We start from the raw sequence: 19,484 nt of genomic DNA, 5'->3' as shown, positions 1-19,484 counted from the left end.
GCTTAACAGCCACATTGTCAACTCTCCTCTCTGTCGCCTAAGACGACCGTTGTGTATTCGCCGCTGCCGCTCAGCGAGTAGGTGATTTTGCTGACGGTAAGTCCGCTGATTTTGCCGAAAACGCCGTCGTCAAGCTCAGCCCTTGCGCCGAGGATATCCGTCACGCAGCCGCGGATGGTCAGGGTGATTTTGTGCCCTTCAATGTTACTGCGGCGGATGATGTTGTCGGCGGTTGTAAGGCTGTTGTTCTCGGCGGTGGTGTTGACGTACCGCGCGCGCTTGATGTGACTGCACTCGGGATTGGCGTTAATCATTTTTGAAAGGTAGCCGGCGGTGGTCTTGACCTTTAGGCGAACCTCTGAAATCAGCTTGTACCGGCTTTTATTTTCTTTTATAGAATAATATTTTACGCCGTCCGCGCCGAATTTAACGGTCTTGCCGTTACTATACCCCCTGAGGTACACCCTGCCTGCGCCCGAAACCCTGAGCTTTGAGCCGTAGCGCGTCTTGCAGAAAAGCTCGAGCGCCCGGTAGCAGGTCATACCCTTGTCAATCCTCATAAATCCGACAATCGGCGTTTCGTCAAGCTCAACGTCGTCAAGCCCGAACGGCTGAAGATACCTGCGGTACATCAGCACGGCGGTGGGATTGCGGTAGCTGAGCGGCTCGGCTTCGTTGTCGAGCAGAACCGCCGCGGCGCTCCTTGCACAAAGGCTGAGCAGTACTCCGCTGCCGCTGTGAATTCGCGAGAGCTCGTCGAGCTGTCCGTCAAAAATCAGCGTATCGCCGTCGTAGGCGGACAGCCTGTCGCCCTGATTAAAAATCTCGCCGTCGTAGGCGCAGTTAAGGCTGAGGCTGTCGGCAGGAACGTCGAGCTCGCTTTTCCACACGGCGGAGAAAACCTTGAAATCGTCCCTCACTTCGCCGTTTTTCAGTTTAATTTCATACCTCAACACAGGCGGATCACCTCGCCTTCTGCGACAATGTCGGGACGTTTAATCTGCGGATTTAGCCGCACGAGCTCGTCGATGACGATGTTATACTTGTAGGATATATCCCACAGATTTTCGCCGTCGCGTGCGGTGTGGAAGGTATTTTTGCCGCTCTCCTTTTCCTCCATAACCTCCCTGAAAACAAAGCCGTAGGTCAGCACGTTTTCCTTTGGAGCGCCGAGGATTTTCACGCTTTTAAACACGGCGAAAACAGGCTCGGTGTTCTCAATCGCGAGCACTCCTGCGCCGCCGCGCCTGAAAAGCTCAAAGAGCCTTTCGAACTGCTCCATACAATCCTCTCCGTAGAGCTCTCCCGTGCCCTTAATCACCATATTTTTCCGCCCTGTCTGCTGAATTTGCGAGACATCGTAAGGCACAAGGCGCTCGGTAACGGATTTTTCACATTCAAAGGTAATCTCGCGCGGATTATGGTGCCACTCATACCCCATAAACCTCATCGGTATCAGCTTCATCTCTGCCTCGCCTCATCTTCCTCGCTGAGGCGGCGGCTGTAGCGCAGGCTTTCGAGCTCGAGCTGTTCGCTGAGCTCCTCGGTATCCTGAACCGCGCCGCCGCGCGTTAAATCAAAATATTCCTCATACATATTCAACACTCCTGTCCGAAGCGCTTAAAACCGCGCTGTATTCCGTAAGTTTTCCCGGCAGCATACGCGCCGAGGTGCTCCCGACCGCACAGCCCGAGTAGGTGATTTTCCGTCCGCCGTATTCAAACGAAACGCTGCTTAGCCGCTCGCCGTCCGGCAAGTCGGACAAATCGTACCGCGACTTTATGACGAGCGTGTATTCGGGCGATTTTTCGGAATAAACAGGCTTGACGGTCAAAAACTCCTGAATTTTCATCAAATTATTTTTAACGCCGCATTCCGCCGAGAGTATTCCGCCGACTGCTCTGCCGTTGATTTTCACGCTCACGCCGTCGCCGTGAACAAACTTAAGCTTACTCATCCCCTGCCTCCTGCAAAACCGGCAGCTCAAGCTCAAAGCCTATCCTGCGGAAAACCGCGTTCAGATTTGCGTCAAACTCAATCTGCCCTGCGCTAAAGCCGCTAAGAGCGCAATTTGCCTTAACGTCCTTTAGCCTGTCAAGCAGTACCGCCGCGAGGTGCGACAGTCCGCTGCCGTTTTCGTTCCTCGGAGCGTAGAGCCTGATTTCAGCCTCGGCGCAATATATTCCGCCCTTGATATCCGCGTCGATATCGCCGCCGAGGTAGCTCTCCCTGAGCTTGGTTTCAAGCAAAATCACCGCCGCGGTAAAGCCGCTTACGGGGCTTTCAATCCGCTGATTTGTATAGCCCCTGACAAAGCAGATGCTTTCGAGCTCCGCGCAGCCTTTAAGGCTGTTAATAATCATATCCAAATGTCGATTTATCCGAATCATACTCATCCTCCATCCGCCCGTTGCTGCGAGCCAAAATTGCCCAGGCATATACAGGGGTATCGCTGACGCGGTAGAGCTCGGCTCTTTTGACGACGTAGCTCTCCCCTGCGCACTCCACAACGGTAGCTTCCTCGCCCAGCGCGACGGACGGCTTGCCGATGTAGAGGTACTTTTCGTTGTCGTATCCGCCTAGGGGGTGATACCTGCCGCCGATGTAAATTTTATTTTTGTACCTGAGCGGCTCGACAAACGCGCGCGTTTTAACATTTATTCCGCCGTTTTTTACGGTAACGCTGTTGCCGTAGCGGTCAATCATCGCGGTAACGCTGTTTAACATTCCCATCTGCTCACATCCTGCCAAATAAAAAGTTTTCAGCGCGTAAAATATCGGAGCACAGCTTTTTTTGCTCCTGCCAAAGCGCCTCTGCGCCGCCCTTACCGCCGGCGGACGACGTAATTTTTACGTCGCCCGCGGTAAAGGAAGTAACGTCTGAGCCGCGCATTTCGTACAGTCTGTAGGCGTAAACCGCGCTGAGGTTTTCAAGCCTTTTGATTTGCCGCTCATCGGGATTTTCCACGGCTGTAATCGAGTCAATATAATCGACTGCGCTCTCGATAAGCGCGCTTTGACTTAACAGCTCGTCGCCGGAAAGCCCCGTGTAAGCCGCAAACCCTGCCGTAACATTTGCGATGTTCAAACCTTTCCCTCCGTTAAGAAAGCGTCTTTGCCGCTTCCGTAAAGATTTTTGAGAAGCCTGCGGTGCAGGTTACGGCGGCACGCTCGAGCTGACGGTCAATCAGCTTGTCGTAGTCGGTGATAACTCCGCCTGCCTGCACCATCTCGAGAGCGCAGTTTTTGTCAAGACCGATAATCCTGCCGGACTGCATCTCGGGAGCGTGAAGAAGGTTAGCGCCGAGGGGAGTAATCATCTTACCTGTCGCCTGAAAATCGAGCCCTGCGTGAGAATCCTGCATCTGCGAAAGCGAGAGGATTTTCTCCATCTCGGCAGTGGGCGCGAGGATAGTGTTGAGCTCGTAGGGCGCGAGGTTCGACCAGAGCTTTACCAAGTCGCCGTAGGAGATTTCGCCCTGAGTTGCCGCGTTTACGTTGGCAGCCGCGTTGTTGTTGCCGTCGCCGTTAATGAGCACGCCGATTGCGTCCTTAAGCTGTGCTCTCGCGATGTAAGCGCCGATTTGGTTGAGGGTGACGGTGAACAAATCAAGGCGCTGGAACCTGAGCGCCTCATACGAAGCGACCAACATTCTGCCGCGCTTGTGGAGCTTGACGAGGTTCTCGCGTGTTCTGATGTTTGTCTGCGGAATGTACGCGCCCTCGTTTACGACCTTAAGCTCCTTGTCGTCATCGCCGGGTACGGACGCGATACTTCTGTAGTCCATACCCTCAATGTCGGTCACGGTTGCCACGATGTTCGGCAGAATGTCTGCGCGCTCCATACCCTGAGCAACCGCGCGGCTCACATACTCGGGAAAGAGCGCGGCGGAGTTTGAGGTCTGGAAGAACTTTTCAACGCAGTCGCTGCCGCTGCCGCTCACCCTGATGTCAAAGCGCTTGAGCTGTCTTGAAAAAGCGTCGAGCCCCTCAAGCGCAGTGCCGATGTAGTTTTCGGACGGGTCGAGCTTTTCGAGAGCGGCGGTCAAACCGCCCTTGGTCTGGTACATACCCTTTTCGATTGTGATATTTTCAAAATTTGCCATTAACTTTTCCTCCTTAAAGAATGATACCGGCTTCGGTTGCGCTCGAAATTACAACGAGCACCTCTCTGCCGTTTTCGTTTGCGGCAAGCTTGCCTGCGGAGTTCACCGCTACCTTCTGATAACCCACATTGAGCTTTGCGGCGGCAGGCACTACAACATAGCCCGAAAGCTGAACAGCCGCGTAGCCGTCGCGCAGATTAACGCAAATTCCGCAGAACTTATCGTTTGCGGAGCACTTGCCGACGGTGCTGTCCGCGGTCATCTTTACAGGCACGCCTGCCTCGGTAAGCGTGCTGTCGGCGTTGAATGTAACGACGTTTTCGCCGTATCCTTTAAAACTGATTCCCATAATTTTCCTCCCTTAAATGCTGAACTCGCGGTTGCTCTGCGAGTCCTTTTTTGATTTTGACGTGTAAAGCTGCGGCTTGGGCATTACGCTGTTGCCGAGCTTTTTTTCAAAGGCGCGTTTGAGCTCGTCAAGCTGCGCCACTGACAGTGACTTTGCGATACAGTCCATTGTCTCGCGTGAGACTTCGGGCTGAACCGCCGCGGAAAGTCTGAGCACCTCGGCGCTCAGGCTGTCGCGGTAATAAACGCCGTCCTTCGCGCTTGACTTAAGGTTTTTGATATAGGCGCAGAGCTTTTCGCGCTCGCCGTCGCTGAGGTTAAGACCTCCCTGTTTTTCAAGTCTTTTCATAATTTCTTCCATTGTGACTTCCTTTCTTTTTAAGGACTTTGTAACGCCTGCCTGCCTTTGCGACGGCACGGCAACAAAGCTCCATTCGTAGGCGTCGTACGGCTTTACGAGCTCGCCGCAGCAGAGCTTGCCGCCGTACTGTTCGCCCTTTTTGTGGGGGCACATTCCGATATCCTCGCCGCAGATACTGCAAACGGTTCTCTCGACCGCGCAGCCCACGCTGACTTCGCGGATAATTCCGCTGTCAATCGCGGAAATCACCGCGGCGGTGTCGGGATTTACGGGGATATACGCCCTCGCCATCAGGCAAAAATAATCGTCGCCGGTGACGGTCTTTTTTCCGCCGCCGCTCTCGACCGCGCAGGCAAAAATCCTCGCGGTCTGGTTCTTGGCGGACGGGTTGTGGTCAAAAATCCCCGTCTTGCCGACAAAGAGCTTTTCAAGCTCAAAGAGCGACTCCACGGTGAAGCGCTCGCCGTCGCGGTCAACGTCGTTGTCGCAGAGCACAACCGAGAATACATAAACCTCATCGGCGCTAAGCTCACGGCGCGTGTAGGCATTGATAAGCCCGAGCTCCTCGTCCGTCGGGCGGCTTGTGCTGCCGCCGATAACCGCGTCCTTGGTGACGGTCCCTCTGTTATTCATCCATTACCTCCAAACCAACTTCTCTCTCTGTTTTCAGGGCGTTTGCGTTGTTGAGCCTTGCCTGGGAAAGCTCCACCTCGTCCTGCAAATTGATGTTGTCCCATTCAACATCAAAGCCGCAGTTAAAGCCGCACAGACGCAGGTGCATTCCGGCGATTTTCCTGATCGCAGGCTCTACCGCCGAGCGGTAAAACTCGAGCTCGCTCGTCAGAATATCCGCCTGCTGAGCGCTCATACGCTCGGTGCTCGACCAGCTCAGACCGAGCAAAAACGGCGGTATACCGAGCTTTGCGACAATCTGCTCCAAAATCACCCTGACAGGCACTTCGCAGTCGGGAAGCTGATTGTCAGCCCCGATTGCCTTAATGCTCACATCTCCCAGCGCCACAAAATCGCATACGGTGTCGCTTCGCATAGCCTTTTTCCACTCGTCGGCAATCAGCCTTGCGTTTTCCTCGGTGAAAACTCCGTCAGCGCCGGGACTGCACGTCACGGCAAAGCGGACGTCACCGATTCGCTCCCAGTTTGTTTTGAGCGACTCCAAAATTCTGAGCATAATAGAGCTTACAAACGGAAGCCCTGCCAAAATCGAGGTGCCCCTCGGCTTGCCGGACTTCTGGTTAAGAATTCCGGCGACGACGAGTTGCGGATATTTAACGGGAGAGTTCTCGCCGCAGCCCTTCACGCTCACTCGTAGGTCGAGCGGATTTTCCCCGAAGCTCAGTTCAACGTCGTCAAGGCTTGCGTTGTACAGTGCGGATATTCCCCTGCCGTCAGGCGAGGGTATCATCTCCCCCACCGCTTCGCCAAAGGTCAGCAGACTGTCGAGGTAGGCGCTGACAAAGCCGCCGAGCCCCATTCCTGCGCTGTTGACCGCGACGTTCTTAACAAAGTCGTCGGCAAGCTTCTGAGCACGCTTGTCCTCGGTGACAACCCTGAAGCCGCCCGAAAGCCTTACAATCTTACCGATTGCCGCGTCGATAACCGGCACGGCTTCCCTGAGAGCGGAGTACAGACCGCGCTCCGCAGCAGTCAGCGCGTCGCTGTTCCAAAACTGCGGAAAGGCGCTTGAAGCAGGCTTTTTGGCGACCGTCTGCACACTCGCTTTACCGCTGTGCTTTTTTCTTCCAAACACAGGTTTCCTCCTATCTTTCGGCGGCAAACGCAACCGCGCCTGTTCCGCCGTCCATAATCGTTGTAACAAAATAACGGATATCGTCCATCGCGTGGTCGTTTTTCTTCACGGGGACGTCGTCGCGCTTGGCGGTGTCCCACTTGTAAAGCATAAACTCGCGACGTGACGCCGCGCACGTGTTACAAATCCTGATACTTCCGTCCTTCAGCGCCTGGGTAACACGCCGTATTCCGTTAACAACACTGTTCTGCGCGGGTTTTACGCTGAATTTTCCATGCCGCCTGACGACCTCAATAAAGCTCGCCGCCGACGGGTCAACCGCCACGGCTGAAATTTTGCGGTCGCCGCACAAGCGGCACAGAGCGTCGTAATGCTCCTCGTCGGTTCTCTGACAGCCCTCCTTGCGCGAGTCAAAATAGTACTCGTCAATTCTGTACCAAACGCCGTTCTGCCTGCCCCATAGCCCCATCGAGGCAGGGTTCACGGTACCGTAGTCAACCGACGCGGCATAGCGGTCAAAGCCGCCTGTAGGCACATCGCAGTACATTTTTTCATCGCTCATAAACGGGTAGACAGCGCCGTACACGGCAACCCACCTGCCCTTTACAAACCGCTCGTAGAACACGCCCGAGTACAAATTTTCATACCTGCGCTTAACGCGGTCTGAAAGCGACGGATTGTCGTCCATCGTAAAGTGCAGATAAAGCGCGTTTTTGCGCTCCGCCTTTTTAATCCATTCAAGGTAGAACCAGTGCTCGGGGTGTTCGGGGTTGCAGTTGAACCAAAACCGCGAGCCGTTAACCGAGCACCTCGCAAGCGCCTGCTCGACAAACGAGCGCGGCATAAGCGCCGCCTCGTCAAACAAAACGCCGCTGAGCGTCATACCCTGAATCAGCGAGGCGGACGATTCGTCCTTGCCGCCGAACAGGTAAAAGCGGTTGGTAACGCCGCCGTAGCTGACCGTTAGGATATTGCGGCTGAGCTTGTCCTCGCAGACAAAGCCGAGCGAGTTCAGCAGGGGTATAATCGGAGTAACCATATTTCTCCGAAGCGAACTGATCGTCTTGCCGCAAAGCGCAAAGTCCGAGCCGCCGTTCTCGTAAAAGCTCCAGATTATAAAGGAAAGCGACATACAAAACGTCTTTCCGCTCCGCACAGCGCCGTCGCAGATAATCGCGTCGCGGCTGTAGTGCGGCGAATTTTTGTGCCACCACCGTAAAACCTTAAGCTGTTTTTTTGAGAAGCGCTTAATCATCTTCCTCACCGCCCTGTCCGCCGATAGCGTCGAACAGGCTCTTGGCGCTCGTATCTGCACAGGCGTTTTCGAGCTTTTCAAGCGCCTTGATGCGGTCGAAGAACTTGACCTCCAGCGCGCCGTCCTTCGGCTTTTTAATCTCGGAAATCATATAGAAATCCATTCCGCTCAAATCCTGCTCCATCGCATTCTCGGAACAGATGAGCGACACGGCGTCGTTCACACCGCCGAACGCAAGCCTTCGATAGCCCAGCACCGCCAGCCGCTTGGCAAGCTTTTCCTTTGAAATCAGGAGATTTTCAATCTCCTCGCGGATATCGTCCCTCGATAAAAGCTTAATGCCCTTCGCGCGGCTGTTCAGGCGGTAGCCTGCAAGCCTTGCCGACAGCCTGACGTCGCCTGTCTCGGCGTAACACGCGCAAAACTGTTTTTCCCTGTCCTTTAATTTGCTGTCAATAAATTTCACCTCCGATTTTTGAAGGGAATATTTTGCTTGTGACTTTTGATTGAAATAATGATTGTCATTTAGTCGTTTGTAAAACCTCCCTCCACTTATAGGCCCAAAACTCAAAAAATTGCATACTTTTATGCAATTTTTAAAAAAATTCTTTAAAAAAATTTTTTCGCAAATTGCAATAGCAAGTTGCAACATTTTTTGAGTCTGTAGTAGATCGCCGCGAGTTTTCCTCGCTCGTCGCTACGCTCCTCCCTCGAAAAACTCGCGGCGACGCGGCTCACGCGGCAGCATATATGCGGTCGAGTTCCTGCTCGAACAGCTCTTCCGGGGTTCTGTAGCCCAGAATCTTTCTGGGCAGGTTGTTGATCTTATCCGCAAAGTAGAGGATGTCGTCAGCGCTGTAGTCGTCAATGCTTTTGCCCTTCGGTATAAATCTGCGCAGCATTTTGTTGTGGCACTCGTTAGTTCCTTTTTCGTAGGACGAATACGGATGAGTGAAATATACGGCTATGCCTTTTGATTCAATCTGAGAGAGGTTAGCGAATTCGGATCCGTTATCACCGGTAATGCTTTTGAATACTTCATTGTATTTATCTCCGAACTGATCAATCAGAGCGGATAGCGCCTCATCTATCGCTTCGGCAGAGTGATTTCTCACCTTGATCCATATGGACTTTCTAAGCTTGCGCTCGACTATTGTCATCACCTGAGATTCGCCTTCGACCTTCCTGCCGATCACACTATCGATTTCCCAGTGTCCGAATTCTTCTCTGGTATCCACTATGTCAGGACGCTGCTCAATACTATTGCCGAGTTTTCGCTTGCTTTCTCGATCTTTCTTGGTTTTAGTCTTTCTCGACAGTTTCTCAGGCAAATCGATGTTCTTGATTCTAAGCAGACCTGAATCAACATAGTTATACAGCGTTTTGGTACACACCATTTCTTTAGAGGAAAACAGTCCGTTGGCTTTTGCGTGACCTACTGCGGCGTCCAACGACCATCCTTCATCGAAAAACTGATCTTCAACATATCTGAGAAACTTTGCAGTTTCAAGGCAACGGTAATTGCGGCAGCTGTTCTTGCGATGTTCACGATATGCTTCCTCGCCTTTGTCAGCCTTATATCTGGCTATCTTTCCGTTGTAGAGATATACCGTACCACGGTTGATCTCGTTTTTGATCGTGTTGTATGGTCTGCCAAGACTTTTGGCTATTGCGTAGATCGTCCACTTGTCCTCATTGAAGCGCACTTCAATTATGTGTCGTTCTTCAGAAGACAGGTGTTGATATTTCTTGTGTTCCGTGCTACAATTAGGGTTGTCCATAGTGATGATTCCTTTCGAATTGGTGAGCGTAAACTCAATTCTACTACAGAATTGTCCCTATGGACTATTTTTTTATTGTTGCAACCTCATTTTACAATGCGCCAAAAAAATTTTTTAGTTGAAAGATGTAGGGGCGTTCTTAGCACAACGGCAACCCTTTTGTCACTTCGTGACATTTCCCCTGATAGGGGAATCACCCGTGTGTCCGCCCGGGAAACGTGAACCGCGTTTACCGAACGGTACGTTTTAATCGCGATAAACAGACGTGTTGATTACAATTCAAAACGGGGCGTTATTGGAAAAGCCGCCCCCTCCGTCACGCCGCATTGGCGGCGTGCCACCTCCCCCGTAACAAGTGACGGGGGAGGCTTTAAATTTTTAAACAAACATTTCCGCTAAATTATTAAACTCTAAACTCTCAACTCTCAACTCATAACTCTCAACTCTCAACTCTCAACTCATAACTCATAACTCTTAACTCTAAAATCTAAACTTTTTTTAACGTAAATTGCATAAAACACTGCAATTTTTCCGGATTTGGGCTTATAGGTGGAGGGGTATTTTAAAAATAAAAAATCCCCCAAACCGTAAAAACAATCCGGAGGTATATATAATATGAAAAAACCAAAGTTATTTTATCTGCACAACGACAACCGCAGCCTTGTCAACCGTTTGTCAGACGAACAGGCGGGAAAGGTACTTAAAGCAATCTATAATTTTGCCGACGGCGGCGAAATTGAGGAAACGGGCGACATAGCCGTTGACACCGTTGTTGACGTGTTTACAAACGTAATCGCGCGGCAGTACGAAGCATACAATGAAAAGTGCGAAAAAATGAGAGCAAACGCCCTTAAACGCTATAATAAAAAGGACGGCTCTGCAACCGCATGCAAAAGCAGGGAAGATAAAGATAAAGATGAAGATGAAAATAAAGAGAAATATGAAGATAAAGATAAAGAGAAAGATAAAGAGAAAGATGAAGATAAAAAAGAAAATGAGAATAAAGAGAAAGAGAAAAGAGAAATAGAGAATAAAAAAGAGAAAGAAGATAATTCTTCTCTCTCTGATTTCTCTTATCTCTCTAATTCTCCTTGTAATCAAGTTGATTATTCTTCTGTTTATAATTCATACAACAGCATATGCAGTGATATGGTGACTGCAACTGACAGTCTAAGCAGGCGGTGTGCTGTAGACAATGCTATGGAGCTGTTGGATGGAGTTACATTTGACGAGCTGTTTGAGCGCGTACAGCAATCTGACTTTCTGACAGGCAGGAACGGCAAGTGGTACGGCTGTAATTTTGACTGGATTATGCAGCCCGAACACCTGCAAAAGATAATGTCGGGCGCGTATGACAACCCCTTGCCGAAAAAGCCCTCACCTCCGCCTTACACTCCGCCGAGGAGGCAGACAAGCTATGATTTACGCGAGGTAATGAAGCTTGACACGCTGGACTTTGTTGACGAGGAAGGCTGGGAGAAGAAGAAGTTTGGGATTAATGGATAATTGAAAATGGAAAATTGATAATTTCGGTCGGGTATATAAGTTGATATTTCCGAAACGTTTTGCTCCCGAATGAATTAATATGGTGCGTAATTTTAATTTAACTCATAATTTTAACTGTAGGGGCGGACCTGTGTGTCCGCCCGGGAAACGTGAACCGTGTTTACCGGACAATCCGATTTTATAGCGATAAACGAACGTATAATTCAGCACACAAAACGTTTATATATCAAATGATATGTTCCTGTCCTGCGGGCGGACACATGGGTCCGCCCCTACAATCATTTAAAATAAAAAAATCGAGAGCTGAGAAAAACTCAGCTCCCGAATAAAGCTTTTTATCTTATTTTAGATAAGCTCGATAACAGCCATCTCGGCGCCGTCGCCGCGGCGGGGACCGATTTTGGTAACTCTTGTGTAGCCGCCCTTACGCTCGGCGTACTTGGGAGCAATCTCTGAAAAGAGCTTTGTAACAACGTCTTCCTTAGTAACAAAAGCCAAAACAAGGCGTCTGTTGTGAAGTGTGTTAGTCTTTGCGGTTGTTATCATTTTCTCCGCCATAGCCTGAACCTCTTTGGCGCGAGTGTTTGTTGTTTCAATTTTGCCGTTTTCGAGAAGGAAAGTAACCATAGCGCGGAGCATTGCTGTTCTCTGTGCTGTTGTCCTTCCCAGTTTTCTTGTACCTGGCATTGTATTCACTCCTTTACCGTTTTATAAAAGGACTTAGAATTATTCCTCTTCCTTTTGGAGACCGAAACCGAGAGAATTGAGCTTCTGTACAACCTCTTCGAGCGACTTTCTGCCCAGGTTGCGAACCTTCATCATATCCTCTTCGGACTTATTAATTAAATCTTCAACAGTGTTGATGCCTGCGCGCTTGAGGCAGTTGAACGAACGCACTGACAAATCGAGGTCTTCGATTGTCATTTCGAGGATTTTCTCCTTGCCCTTGTCGTCCTTCTCAACCATAACTTCCGCCGAGGAAGCCTTGTCTGAGAGGTTAACAAAGAGGTTGAGGTGCTCGGTGAGTACCTTTGCGGCAAGAGAAACCGCTTCCTCTGCGCTGATAACGCCGTTTGTCCAAACGTCAAGCGTTAGTTTATCATAGTCGGTAATCTGACCTACACGGGTGTTGTCAACTGTGTAGTTTACCTTTAATACGGGCGTATAGATTGAGTCGATGGGCAGAACGCCGATAACGTTGTTGCCTGCGAGCTGCTTGTTGCGCTCACCGGGAACATAGCCTCTGCCTCTGTCGAGGGTAATCTCCATATTGAGCTTTGCGCCCTCGCCGAGAGTGGCGATATGGAGCTCGGGATTGAGGATTTCAACCTCGTCGTCGCACTTTATGTTGGCGGCTGTTACCTCGCCTGCGCCCTCGGCGTCGATCTCGACAACCTTGGGGCAAACCTCGTGGAGCTTGGGAACAAGGCTCTTGAGGTTGAGTACGATCTCGGTTACGTCCTCTTTAACGCCCGGGATAGTTGAAAATTCGTGAAGAACGCCGTCAATCTTAACTGATGTGACAGCACAGCCCTCAAGTGAGGAAAGCAGCACTCTGCGAAGGCTGTTGCCGAGAGTGTTGCCGAAGCCGCGCTCAAGCGGTTCAACAATAAATCTGCCGTACTTTCCGTCCTCGGTTAATTCAGCTGTTTCAATTCTTGGCTTTTCTATTTCAATCATTCGCGAATCCTCCTTAATATGCCGTCAATGACGGCTTGTAATCTGTCGTATAAAATCATTCTTGAAAATCCGGCACGCGCCGGAGCAAACGCGGAGTACGCGCCTAAAGCCCTGCCGCCGCCGCAAAACGGCAGCATGCAGAGTATGTGCCAAAGGGCACCAGATTACTTGGAGTACAACTCAACGATGAGGTGTTCTTCAACAGGATAGTCGATATCGTCTCTCTGCGGAAGAGCTACAACCTTGCCGCCGAGGAGATTCTCGTCCTTTTCAAGCCACTTGGGAGTGAGGGATGATGCGTTCTCGCCCTCAGCGATAGCCTTAAATCTTGCAGTTGAACGGCTCTTTTCCTTTACTGTGATAACATCGCCAACCTTAACGATGTAAGAGGGGATGTTAACCTTTTTGCCGTTAACGGTAAAGTGAGCATGGTTAACAAGCTGTCTTGCCTCGCGTCTTGTAGCTGCAAGTCCGAGACGGAAAACAACGTTGTCAAGTCTGCGCTCTACGAGTGAAAGCAGAGCCTCACCGGTCTTGCCCTCAGCTTTTTCAGCCTTCTCATAGTAAGCGCGGAACTGCTTTTCGAGAATGCCGTAGATAAACTTAACCTTCTGCTTCTCGGTAAGCTGCATGCTGTACTCGCTCTTTTTTCTTCTCATTTTTCCGCCGGGATTTCTGTTAGAGGTCTTTTTGCTGTAACCCATAACGGCGGGCGAAATGCCAAGCGCTCTGCAACGCTTTGCGATTGGCTGCATATTCTTAGCCATTAATAATTTCCTCCTTTAATAATACTACACACGTCTTCTCTTGGGAGGACGGCATCCGTTGTGAGGAATTGGTGTAACGTCTTTGATCATTGTTACCTCAAGACCTGCTGTCTGAAGCGCTCTGATAGCTGCCTCTCTGCCCTGTCCGGGTCCCTTTACATAAACCTCGACGTATTTCATACCGTGCTCCATTGCAGCTTTAGCGGCTGTCTCGGCTGCTGACTGAGCCGCAAACGGAGTAGACTTCTTTGAACCTCTGAATCCGAGCTCGCCTGCGCTTGCCCAAGAAACAGCGTTACCCTGTGTATCGGAAATAGTAACAATAGTATTGTTAAATGTAGACTGGATATGAGCCGCGCCTTTCTCGATGTGCTTGCGCTCACGGCGGCGGCGGATAACCTTCTTGCCTTTTGGTGCTGCCATAGTCGTGAACCTCCTTACTTCTTCTTGTTCGCCATAGTCTTACGGGGACCTTTACGTGTACGGGCGTTTGTCTTTGAACGCTGGCCTCTTACGGGGAGTCCCTTTCTGTGACGAACACCGCGGTAACATCCGATATCAATAAGTCTTTTAATATCATAAGCGATGTCACGGCGAAGGTCACCTTCTACGCGGCAGTGGTGCTCAATATATTCTCTGAGCTTTGAAACATCTTCTTCTGTTAAATCCCTAACGCGAGTGTCGGGATTAACGCCTGTTGCAGCAATAATGTCTGTTGCAGTTTTACGACCGATACCGAAAATATAGGTTAAGCCGATCTCAACTCTTTTATCTCTCGGCAAGTCAACGCCTGCTATACGAGCCATTCAGTTGCACCTCCATATAGAATTTAAGTAAATTTTAATTTGATTTTGTGCGATTGTTTCTGTCGATTAATTAGCCCTGTCTTTGCTTATGCTTGGGGTTTTCGCAGATAACGAGAATTTTACCTTTTCTCTTAATTACCTTGCACTTATCGCACATTTTCTTTACTGAAGGTCTGACTTTCACTAATAATCATTCCTTTCTTTGTTTTTTAAGTCGTTACATAGGTTTTACTTTTGTTAAGCCTTCTGTTCTCGACTGAAAACTTCGGGCTTATTCTTACGTTTGGCAAGCTGTCTTTTAAGACTATTGCTTAAACAAACGTTTTTTTGAATTACTTGGATCTCCAGGTAATTCTGCCTCTGGTCAGGTCGTATGGAGACATCTCCACGGTAACCTTGTCGCCCGGCAAGATGCGGATGAAGTTCATCCTGAGCTTGCCTGAAATAACAGCTAATATCACGTGACCGTTTTGGAGCTCTACCTTAAACTGAGCGTTGGGCAGGGCTTCTTTTACGATACCTTCTACTTCAATAACGTCCTGTTTTGACATATCGTTAACCTCCGTTTTTGAAATTTCTTAAAATTGTTCTGATTTTCGGATTGGAGTCTGTCGAACCCTCATAAACCGTGTTTGTCGGGGCAAGGTGAATCAGCTTTTTGTTCTTGGGCTTTTGCACCTTACGCCGTTTGCCGTCCGCAATTTGCGCGTAAACGCCGTCGGTAGACAGCACAACAAAGAATTTGTCCTTATCGCGCCCTGCCGTTGCCCTTACAACGCTTCCCTTAACAATGTCCATATAATCACCTTATTCGCACAAGGTCAGAATTTTCGGACCGTCGGGGGTAATTGCAATTGTGTGTTCAAAATGAGCGGACAGCTTGCCGTCGAGCGTTTTAACTGTCCATTTGTCGCCCATAACGCGGACATAATGCGTGCCCTCGTTTATCATAGGTTCGATGGCGATAGTCATTCCCGGAATGAGCCTTGCGCCCCTGCCGGGTGTACCGAAGTTTGGTACGCTTGGGTCTTCGTGCAGTTTCGCACCTACGCCGTGGCCGACGTAATCTCGTACCACCGAGTAACTGCGAGTTTCAACATACCTTTGAACCGCGTTGCCGATATCGCCTATGCGGTTAAACGCGGCAGCCTGTTTAATTCCCTCATACAGGCTCTCCCTTGTGGCGTCGAGCAAAGCCTGCGCGTTCGCGCTGATTTTGCCGCACGGAAAGGTATAGGCGTTGTCGCCGTGATACCCCTTATAGTAAGCTCCAACATCAACGCTCACTATGTCGCCTTCCTCAAGGATTTTGTCCTTTGACGGTATGCCATGGATGACCACGTTGTTTACGGAAATACACGTGCTTGCAGGAAAGCCGCCGTAACCGAGAAACGAGGGAGAGGCTCCCTGTTTCTCGATAAAACTGCGGACAATAGTATCAATTTCAAGTGTCGATACGCCGGGCTTTACAGCCTCGCCTGCAACGCGCAACGCCTGCGCCGAGATACGGCAGGCGTCTCTCATTAATGAGAGCTCCCGCGCTGTTTTGACTGACACCATTCTTAAGCCTCGATTGCCTTAAGAACCGCCGCGGTTGTGTCCGCTACGGTGTTCTGACCCTCTACGTTAACAAGCTTGCCCTGCTTACGGTAGTAGTCTGCAAGAGGCTCGGTCTCTTTGTGGTAAACATCGAGACGTGCGAGCACGGTGTCGGGGTGGTCGTCCTTACGCTGAACAAGGGTGCCGCCGCAATCGTCGCAAACCCCGTCCTTTTGAGGCTTTAAGCTCTCAATGTGATAGGGTCTGCCGCAATTTTCGCAGACACGGCGTCCGGACATACGCTTGATAATGCTTTCATCAGCAACGTCGATGTTGATGACGTACTGAATATCAACGCCCATATTGTCCAGAGCCTCAGCCTGGGGAATGGTTCTCGGGAAGCCGTCAAGGATGAAGCCCTTCTTGCAGTCGTCCTCGGAAAGTCTTTCTTTGACGATACCGATTACAACCTCGTCGGGAACAAGCTTGCCGTCGTCCATGTAGGACTTAGCCTTGAGACCCATCTCAGTGCCGTTTTTCAGCGCTTCACGGATCATGTTTCCGGTTGAAATAGTGGGAATACCAAAGTGCTCGCAGAGTACAGCGGCCTGTGTGCCTTTACCTGCACCCGGAGCGCCTAACATGATAATGTTCATAATATTATACCTCATAAAATGTGATTAGTCAAGGAATCCTCTGTAATGACGCATCATCATCTGGCTTTCGAGCTGCTTAACAGTCTCAAGTGCAACGCCTACAACGATGATGATTGATGTACCGCCCATTGACAGTCTGCCAAGTCCTGTTGCCGCACCGAAAATCAGCGGAACAAGGGCGATGATTGAGAGGAACAGCGCGCCGATAAGAGTAACTCTTGAGAGAATGTTCTTAATGTATGCGGCTGTCGGAGCGCCCGGGCGGATACCCGGAACGGTACCGTTGTTTGATTTGAGGTTGTTGGCCATCTCAACGGGATTGTACTGGATGGTCGTGTAGAAGTACGCGAACATCAAAATAAGGATGAAGTACAATACGATGTACAGCCAGTTTGTTGAGTTAAACGCTGCGAAGAACGCGCCCCAGAAACCGTCTTTGATGTTGAGGAAGAGGTTGATTGTACTGGGGATTGAAAGAATTGAGCTTGCGAAGATGATCGGGAGTACGCCGCCGAGCGCAACCTTGATGGGAAGGTGGCTTGACTGACCGCCGTACATCTTTCTGCCTACAACGCGCTTTGCGTACTGGATGGGAATTCTTCTCTCACTATCCTGCATAAAGGTGATGAGCCAGATAATAGCGAGGAACATTACTACCCAGATGATTACGAAAGCGAAGTACCTTGGCTGAGCGCTGCCGGTTGTGCCGTCGCCCGAACCGAGCTTCCAGATTGAGATAAGGTCGTTGATGGTTGCGGGGAAGCGTGCCACGATGCCGGCAAACAAGAGGATTGAGATACCGTTTCCGATACCGTTCTTGTTGATCTGCTCACCGAGCCACATCATAAGCGCCGTACCGGCTGTGAATACCAGCACGATAACGATGCCCGCGAATACCATTGAGAAGCCCTCGTTGTAGATGGTGATATGCGCGCCGTCGGAGCTTGTGGTGTTCTTCAGATAGAAGAAGTACGCGGTACCCTGAATAAGTCCCAGGGCAACGGTGGTGTAACGGGTGATTGTACCGATTTTACGTCTGCCTGCCTCGCCCTCTTTTGAAAGTCTTTCAAGAGCAGGGATAGCAACGCAGAGAAGCTGGATAATAATCGAGCTGTTGATGTACGGTGTAATACCCATCGCAAACAGTGTGGCGTTTGAGAACGCGCCGCCCGAAAGTGTGTTCAGGTACGCGATCATATTTGAGCCTGCGTCGGTTACGTCGGTAGCCGGCGCCATTACCTGTGCGAGTACGTTTGAGTCCAGAAACGGAACGGGGATAACCGAACCGATTCTGAAAACGATGATGATTAAAAGTGTGAATAAGAGTTTTCTGCGCAGGTCGGGGATTGACCACGCATTTTTCATAATCTTAAACAATTAAACCACCTCTGCCTTTCCGCCTGCAGCCTCGATTGCCGCCTTGGCTGATTCGGAAAAAGCAGAAACCTTAACGGTGAGTTTTTTGTCGAGCTTGCCGTTGCCGAGCACCTTAACTGCGTCAAAGCTGCCCTTTACAACGCCTGCCTTAACAAGTGCATTGGCATCTACAGTATCGCCGTCGTTAAACTTTCTGTTCAACGCGCTGAGGTTAATAGCAACCACGTTCTTAGCAAAGATGTTGTTGAAACCTCTCTTGGGGACGCGGCGCTGAAGCGGCATCTGACCGCCTTCAAAGCCCGGACGGATGCTTCCGCCTGAACGGGATTTCTGACCCTTCTGTCCCTTGCCGGATGTCTTTCCCCATCCTGAGCCGTGACCTCTGCCGATTCTCTTTGCGCCCTTCTTAGAGCCGGGAGCCGGTGAAAGTTCATTTAACTTCATAAGTTCGCACCTCCTTGCTTACGCTTCACTAACCTCTACGAGGTGGATAATTTTTGCTACCTTGCCTTTTGTCTGGGGATTGTCGGGCTGAGTTGTTACGTCACCGATTTTCTTCAGACCAAGTGCGTGGGCGGTTGCAATCTGATCTTTTTTAGAGCCGATAAGGCTTTTTACTAACTTAATTGTCACTTTTGCAGCCTCCCTTATTAAAGAATTTCCTTAACGGATTTACCGCGGACAGCGGCAACTTCCTCTGCTGTTCTGAGAGCGCCGAGTCCCTGAAGGGTAGCTCTTACAACGTTGCAGGGGTTATTTGAGCGGAGAGCCTTTGTTCTGATGTCCTTGATGCCTACAGCCTCAACAACCGCACGAACGGGGCCGCCCGCGATTACGCCGGTACCGGGTGCGGCGGGCTTCATAAGAACTCTGCCTGCACCGAACTCACCGATAATCTCGTGAGGAATTGTAGTACCTCTGAGCGAAACCTTCATAAGGTTCTTCTTGGCGTCCTCAATACCCTTGCGGATAGCGTCGGGTACCTCGCCCGCCTTACCGATACCGAAACCAACGGTTCCGTTACCGTCGCCTACGACTACCAAAGCCGCAAACTTAAAGATACGGCCGCCCTTAACCGTCTTTGATACACGGTTAATGGTAACAACTCTTTCCTTTAATTCGCCTTGTGCTTCTACTTTATTAGCCAAAGTTATTCCTCCTGTTCCTTAGAAATTGAGGCCGCCCTCGCGAGCGCCTTCGGCCAATTCCTTAACACGGCCGTGATAAATGTTACCGCCTCTGTCGAATACAACGTCGACGATGTTCTTTTCCTTGGCACGCTCTGCGATGAGCTTGCCGACAGCCTTAGCTGCCTCTTTGTTTCCGCCGTTACCTGTGATGGACTTGTCAAGGCTTGAAGCCTGCGCAAGTGTAACACCGGCTACGTCATCAATAATCTGAGCGTAGATGTTATTGGTGGAGCGGAATACGCACAAACGCGGACATTCTGCGGTGCCGCTGATTTTTGAGCGGACTCTCTTATGGCGCTTTGCGCGTGCCTTTTTTGTATCAGGTCTGCTTACCATTATTTTTC

At 50.4% G+C, this 19,484-nt stretch carries 30 protein-coding genes; 1 reads left to right on the top strand and 29 read right to left on the bottom strand.

Annotated elements, in window-relative coordinates; all coding sequences use genetic code 11:
* Nucleotides 1–17 precede the first annotated feature (17 nt).
* The 14 genes from AB1I50_RS08610 to AB1I50_RS08545 form a co-directional block, all read right to left on the bottom strand.
* The gene (locus AB1I50_RS08610; RefSeq protein ID WP_407723637.1) at nucleotides 18–956 is read right to left on the bottom strand and encodes a hypothetical protein; all 939 of its coding nucleotides are present in this window, start codon (nucleotides 954–956) and stop codon (nucleotides 18–20) included.
* Complete coding sequence (locus AB1I50_RS08605; RefSeq protein ID WP_407723636.1) at nucleotides 950–1,465, bottom strand: LysM peptidoglycan-binding domain-containing protein; 516 nt, start codon at nucleotides 1,463–1,465, stop codon at nucleotides 950–952. The genes AB1I50_RS08610 and AB1I50_RS08605 overlap by 7 nt, the downstream gene beginning before the upstream one ends.
* Nucleotides 1,462–1,596, bottom strand: a complete 135-nt coding sequence (locus AB1I50_RS08600; RefSeq protein ID WP_407723634.1) for a hypothetical protein — start codon at nucleotides 1,594–1,596, stop codon at nucleotides 1,462–1,464. The genes AB1I50_RS08605 and AB1I50_RS08600 overlap by 4 nt, the downstream gene beginning before the upstream one ends.
* On the bottom strand, nucleotides 1,589–1,957 hold the full coding sequence (locus AB1I50_RS08595; protein WP_407723633.1) for a hypothetical protein: 369 nt from the start codon (nucleotides 1,955–1,957) through the stop codon (nucleotides 1,589–1,591). The genes AB1I50_RS08600 and AB1I50_RS08595 overlap by 8 nt, the downstream gene beginning before the upstream one ends.
* Nucleotides 1,950–2,390 carry a hypothetical protein gene (locus tag AB1I50_RS08590; protein ID WP_407723632.1) on the bottom strand — a complete coding sequence of 147 codons (441 nt, stop codon included), beginning with the start codon at nucleotides 2,388–2,390 and terminating at the stop codon, nucleotides 1,950–1,952. Before AB1I50_RS08590 ends, AB1I50_RS08595 begins: the two co-directional genes overlap by 8 nt.
* Entirely contained in the window at nucleotides 2,353–2,733 is a 381-nt protein-coding gene (locus tag AB1I50_RS08585; protein WP_407723631.1) for a hypothetical protein, read from the bottom strand. Before AB1I50_RS08585 ends, AB1I50_RS08590 begins: the two co-directional genes overlap by 38 nt.
* Before the next feature lie 4 nt (nucleotides 2,734–2,737).
* Complete coding sequence (locus AB1I50_RS08580; protein WP_407723630.1) at nucleotides 2,738–3,088, bottom strand: hypothetical protein; 351 nt, start codon at nucleotides 3,086–3,088, stop codon at nucleotides 2,738–2,740.
* A 13-nt stretch (nucleotides 3,089–3,101) separates the two neighbouring features.
* A complete protein-coding gene (locus AB1I50_RS08575) occupies nucleotides 3,102–4,106 on the bottom strand; it encodes a phage major capsid protein (RefSeq protein WP_407723629.1) in 1,005 nt (334 codons plus the stop codon).
* A 13-nt stretch (nucleotides 4,107–4,119) separates the two neighbouring features.
* Nucleotides 4,120–4,455 (bottom strand): hypothetical protein, encoded by a 336-nt coding sequence (locus AB1I50_RS08570; protein WP_407723627.1) that lies wholly within the window; start codon nucleotides 4,453–4,455, stop codon nucleotides 4,120–4,122.
* 12 nt (nucleotides 4,456–4,467) lie between these two features.
* Entirely contained in the window at nucleotides 4,468–5,448 is a 981-nt protein-coding gene (locus AB1I50_RS08565) for a hypothetical protein (protein ID WP_407723626.1), read from the bottom strand.
* Nucleotides 5,441–6,583 carry a serine/threonine protein phosphatase gene (locus AB1I50_RS08560; protein ID WP_407723625.1) on the bottom strand — a complete coding sequence of 381 codons (1,143 nt, stop codon included), beginning with the start codon at nucleotides 6,581–6,583 and terminating at the stop codon, nucleotides 5,441–5,443. The genes AB1I50_RS08565 and AB1I50_RS08560 overlap by 8 nt, the downstream gene beginning before the upstream one ends.
* A 10-nt stretch (nucleotides 6,584–6,593) precedes the next feature.
* Nucleotides 6,594–7,838: a PBSX family phage terminase large subunit gene (locus AB1I50_RS08555; protein ID WP_407725331.1), complete on the bottom strand. Its 1,245-nt coding sequence runs from the start codon at nucleotides 7,836–7,838 to the stop codon at nucleotides 6,594–6,596.
* Nucleotides 7,831–8,304 (bottom strand): terminase small subunit, encoded by a 474-nt coding sequence (locus tag AB1I50_RS08550; RefSeq protein ID WP_407723624.1) that lies wholly within the window; start codon nucleotides 8,302–8,304, stop codon nucleotides 7,831–7,833. The genes AB1I50_RS08555 and AB1I50_RS08550 overlap by 8 nt, the downstream gene beginning before the upstream one ends.
* Before the next feature lie 268 nt (nucleotides 8,305–8,572).
* Complete coding sequence (locus tag AB1I50_RS08545; protein WP_407723623.1) at nucleotides 8,573–9,619, bottom strand: IS30 family transposase; 1,047 nt, start codon at nucleotides 9,617–9,619, stop codon at nucleotides 8,573–8,575.
* Between the two features lie 615 nt (nucleotides 9,620–10,234).
* Between AB1I50_RS08545 and AB1I50_RS08540 the strand changes: the two genes are divergently transcribed.
* Nucleotides 10,235–11,125 carry a DUF6291 domain-containing protein gene (locus AB1I50_RS08540; protein WP_407723622.1) on the top strand — a complete coding sequence of 297 codons (891 nt, stop codon included), beginning with the start codon at nucleotides 10,235–10,237 and terminating at the stop codon, nucleotides 11,123–11,125.
* 345 nt (nucleotides 11,126–11,470) lie between these two features.
* Here AB1I50_RS08540 and rplQ read toward each other — a convergent pair whose 3' ends face one another.
* The 15 genes from rplQ to rplR all read right to left on the bottom strand — a co-directional run bounded on the left by rplQ (nucleotide 11,471) and on the right by rplR (nucleotide 19,476).
* Entirely contained in the window at nucleotides 11,471–11,812 is a 342-nt protein-coding gene (rplQ, locus tag AB1I50_RS08535) for a 50S ribosomal protein L17 (RefSeq protein ID WP_407723621.1), read from the bottom strand.
* Between the two features lie 39 nt (nucleotides 11,813–11,851).
* The gene (locus AB1I50_RS08530; protein ID WP_407723620.1) at nucleotides 11,852–12,805 is read right to left on the bottom strand and encodes a DNA-directed RNA polymerase subunit alpha; all 954 of its coding nucleotides are present in this window, start codon (nucleotides 12,803–12,805) and stop codon (nucleotides 11,852–11,854) included.
* Between the two features lie 164 nt (nucleotides 12,806–12,969).
* Nucleotides 12,970–13,572 (bottom strand): 30S ribosomal protein S4, encoded by a 603-nt coding sequence (gene rpsD / locus AB1I50_RS08525; protein ID WP_407723619.1) that lies wholly within the window; start codon nucleotides 13,570–13,572, stop codon nucleotides 12,970–12,972.
* Nucleotides 13,573–13,596: 24 nt separating this feature from the next.
* Entirely contained in the window at nucleotides 13,597–13,995 is a 399-nt protein-coding gene (gene rpsK, locus AB1I50_RS08520) for a 30S ribosomal protein S11 (RefSeq protein WP_407723618.1), read from the bottom strand.
* A gap of 14 nt (nucleotides 13,996–14,009) precedes the next feature.
* Nucleotides 14,010–14,378, bottom strand: a complete 369-nt coding sequence (gene rpsM / locus AB1I50_RS08515; protein WP_407723617.1) for a 30S ribosomal protein S13 — start codon at nucleotides 14,376–14,378, stop codon at nucleotides 14,010–14,012.
* Nucleotides 14,379–14,448: 70 nt separating this feature from the next.
* Nucleotides 14,449–14,562, bottom strand: a complete 114-nt coding sequence (gene rpmJ / locus AB1I50_RS08510; protein WP_015523208.1) for a 50S ribosomal protein L36 — start codon at nucleotides 14,560–14,562, stop codon at nucleotides 14,449–14,451.
* A 148-nt stretch (nucleotides 14,563–14,710) separates the two neighbouring features.
* Nucleotides 14,711–14,929 (bottom strand): translation initiation factor IF-1, encoded by a 219-nt coding sequence (gene infA / locus AB1I50_RS08505; RefSeq protein ID WP_407723616.1) that lies wholly within the window; start codon nucleotides 14,927–14,929, stop codon nucleotides 14,711–14,713.
* A gap of 4 nt (nucleotides 14,930–14,933) precedes the next feature.
* Complete coding sequence (locus tag AB1I50_RS08500; RefSeq protein ID WP_407723615.1) at nucleotides 14,934–15,176, bottom strand: hypothetical protein; 243 nt, start codon at nucleotides 15,174–15,176, stop codon at nucleotides 14,934–14,936.
* 9 nt (nucleotides 15,177–15,185) lie between these two features.
* The gene (gene map, locus AB1I50_RS08495) at nucleotides 15,186–15,938 is read right to left on the bottom strand and encodes a type I methionyl aminopeptidase (protein WP_407723614.1); all 753 of its coding nucleotides are present in this window, start codon (nucleotides 15,936–15,938) and stop codon (nucleotides 15,186–15,188) included.
* A gap of 2 nt (nucleotides 15,939–15,940) precedes the next feature.
* On the bottom strand, nucleotides 15,941–16,573 hold the full coding sequence (locus AB1I50_RS08490; protein WP_407723613.1) for an adenylate kinase: 633 nt from the start codon (nucleotides 16,571–16,573) through the stop codon (nucleotides 15,941–15,943).
* Between the two features lie 24 nt (nucleotides 16,574–16,597).
* Nucleotides 16,598–17,950 carry a preprotein translocase subunit SecY gene (gene secY, locus AB1I50_RS08485; protein ID WP_407723612.1) on the bottom strand — a complete coding sequence of 451 codons (1,353 nt, stop codon included), beginning with the start codon at nucleotides 17,948–17,950 and terminating at the stop codon, nucleotides 16,598–16,600.
* On the bottom strand, nucleotides 17,951–18,394 hold the full coding sequence (gene rplO, locus AB1I50_RS08480; protein ID WP_407723611.1) for a 50S ribosomal protein L15: 444 nt from the start codon (nucleotides 18,392–18,394) through the stop codon (nucleotides 17,951–17,953).
* Nucleotides 18,395–18,412: 18 nt separating this feature from the next.
* Complete coding sequence (gene rpmD, locus AB1I50_RS08475) at nucleotides 18,413–18,583, bottom strand: 50S ribosomal protein L30 (RefSeq protein ID WP_176789765.1); 171 nt, start codon at nucleotides 18,581–18,583, stop codon at nucleotides 18,413–18,415.
* 17 nt (nucleotides 18,584–18,600) lie between these two features.
* Nucleotides 18,601–19,098: a 30S ribosomal protein S5 gene (rpsE, locus tag AB1I50_RS08470; RefSeq protein ID WP_407723610.1), complete on the bottom strand. Its 498-nt coding sequence runs from the start codon at nucleotides 19,096–19,098 to the stop codon at nucleotides 18,601–18,603.
* An 18-nt stretch (nucleotides 19,099–19,116) separates the two neighbouring features.
* A complete protein-coding gene (rplR, locus tag AB1I50_RS08465) occupies nucleotides 19,117–19,476 on the bottom strand; it encodes a 50S ribosomal protein L18 (protein ID WP_407723609.1) in 360 nt (119 codons plus the stop codon).
* Nucleotides 19,477–19,484 lie beyond the last annotated feature (8 nt).

Origin of the sequence: Ruminococcus sp. NATIVEDY161, assembly GCF_045819895.1 — a bacterium.
Lineage (GTDB): Bacteria > Bacillota > Clostridia > Oscillospirales > Acutalibacteraceae > Ruminococcoides.
This window is presented reverse-complemented; position numbering and strand designations above follow the sequence as displayed.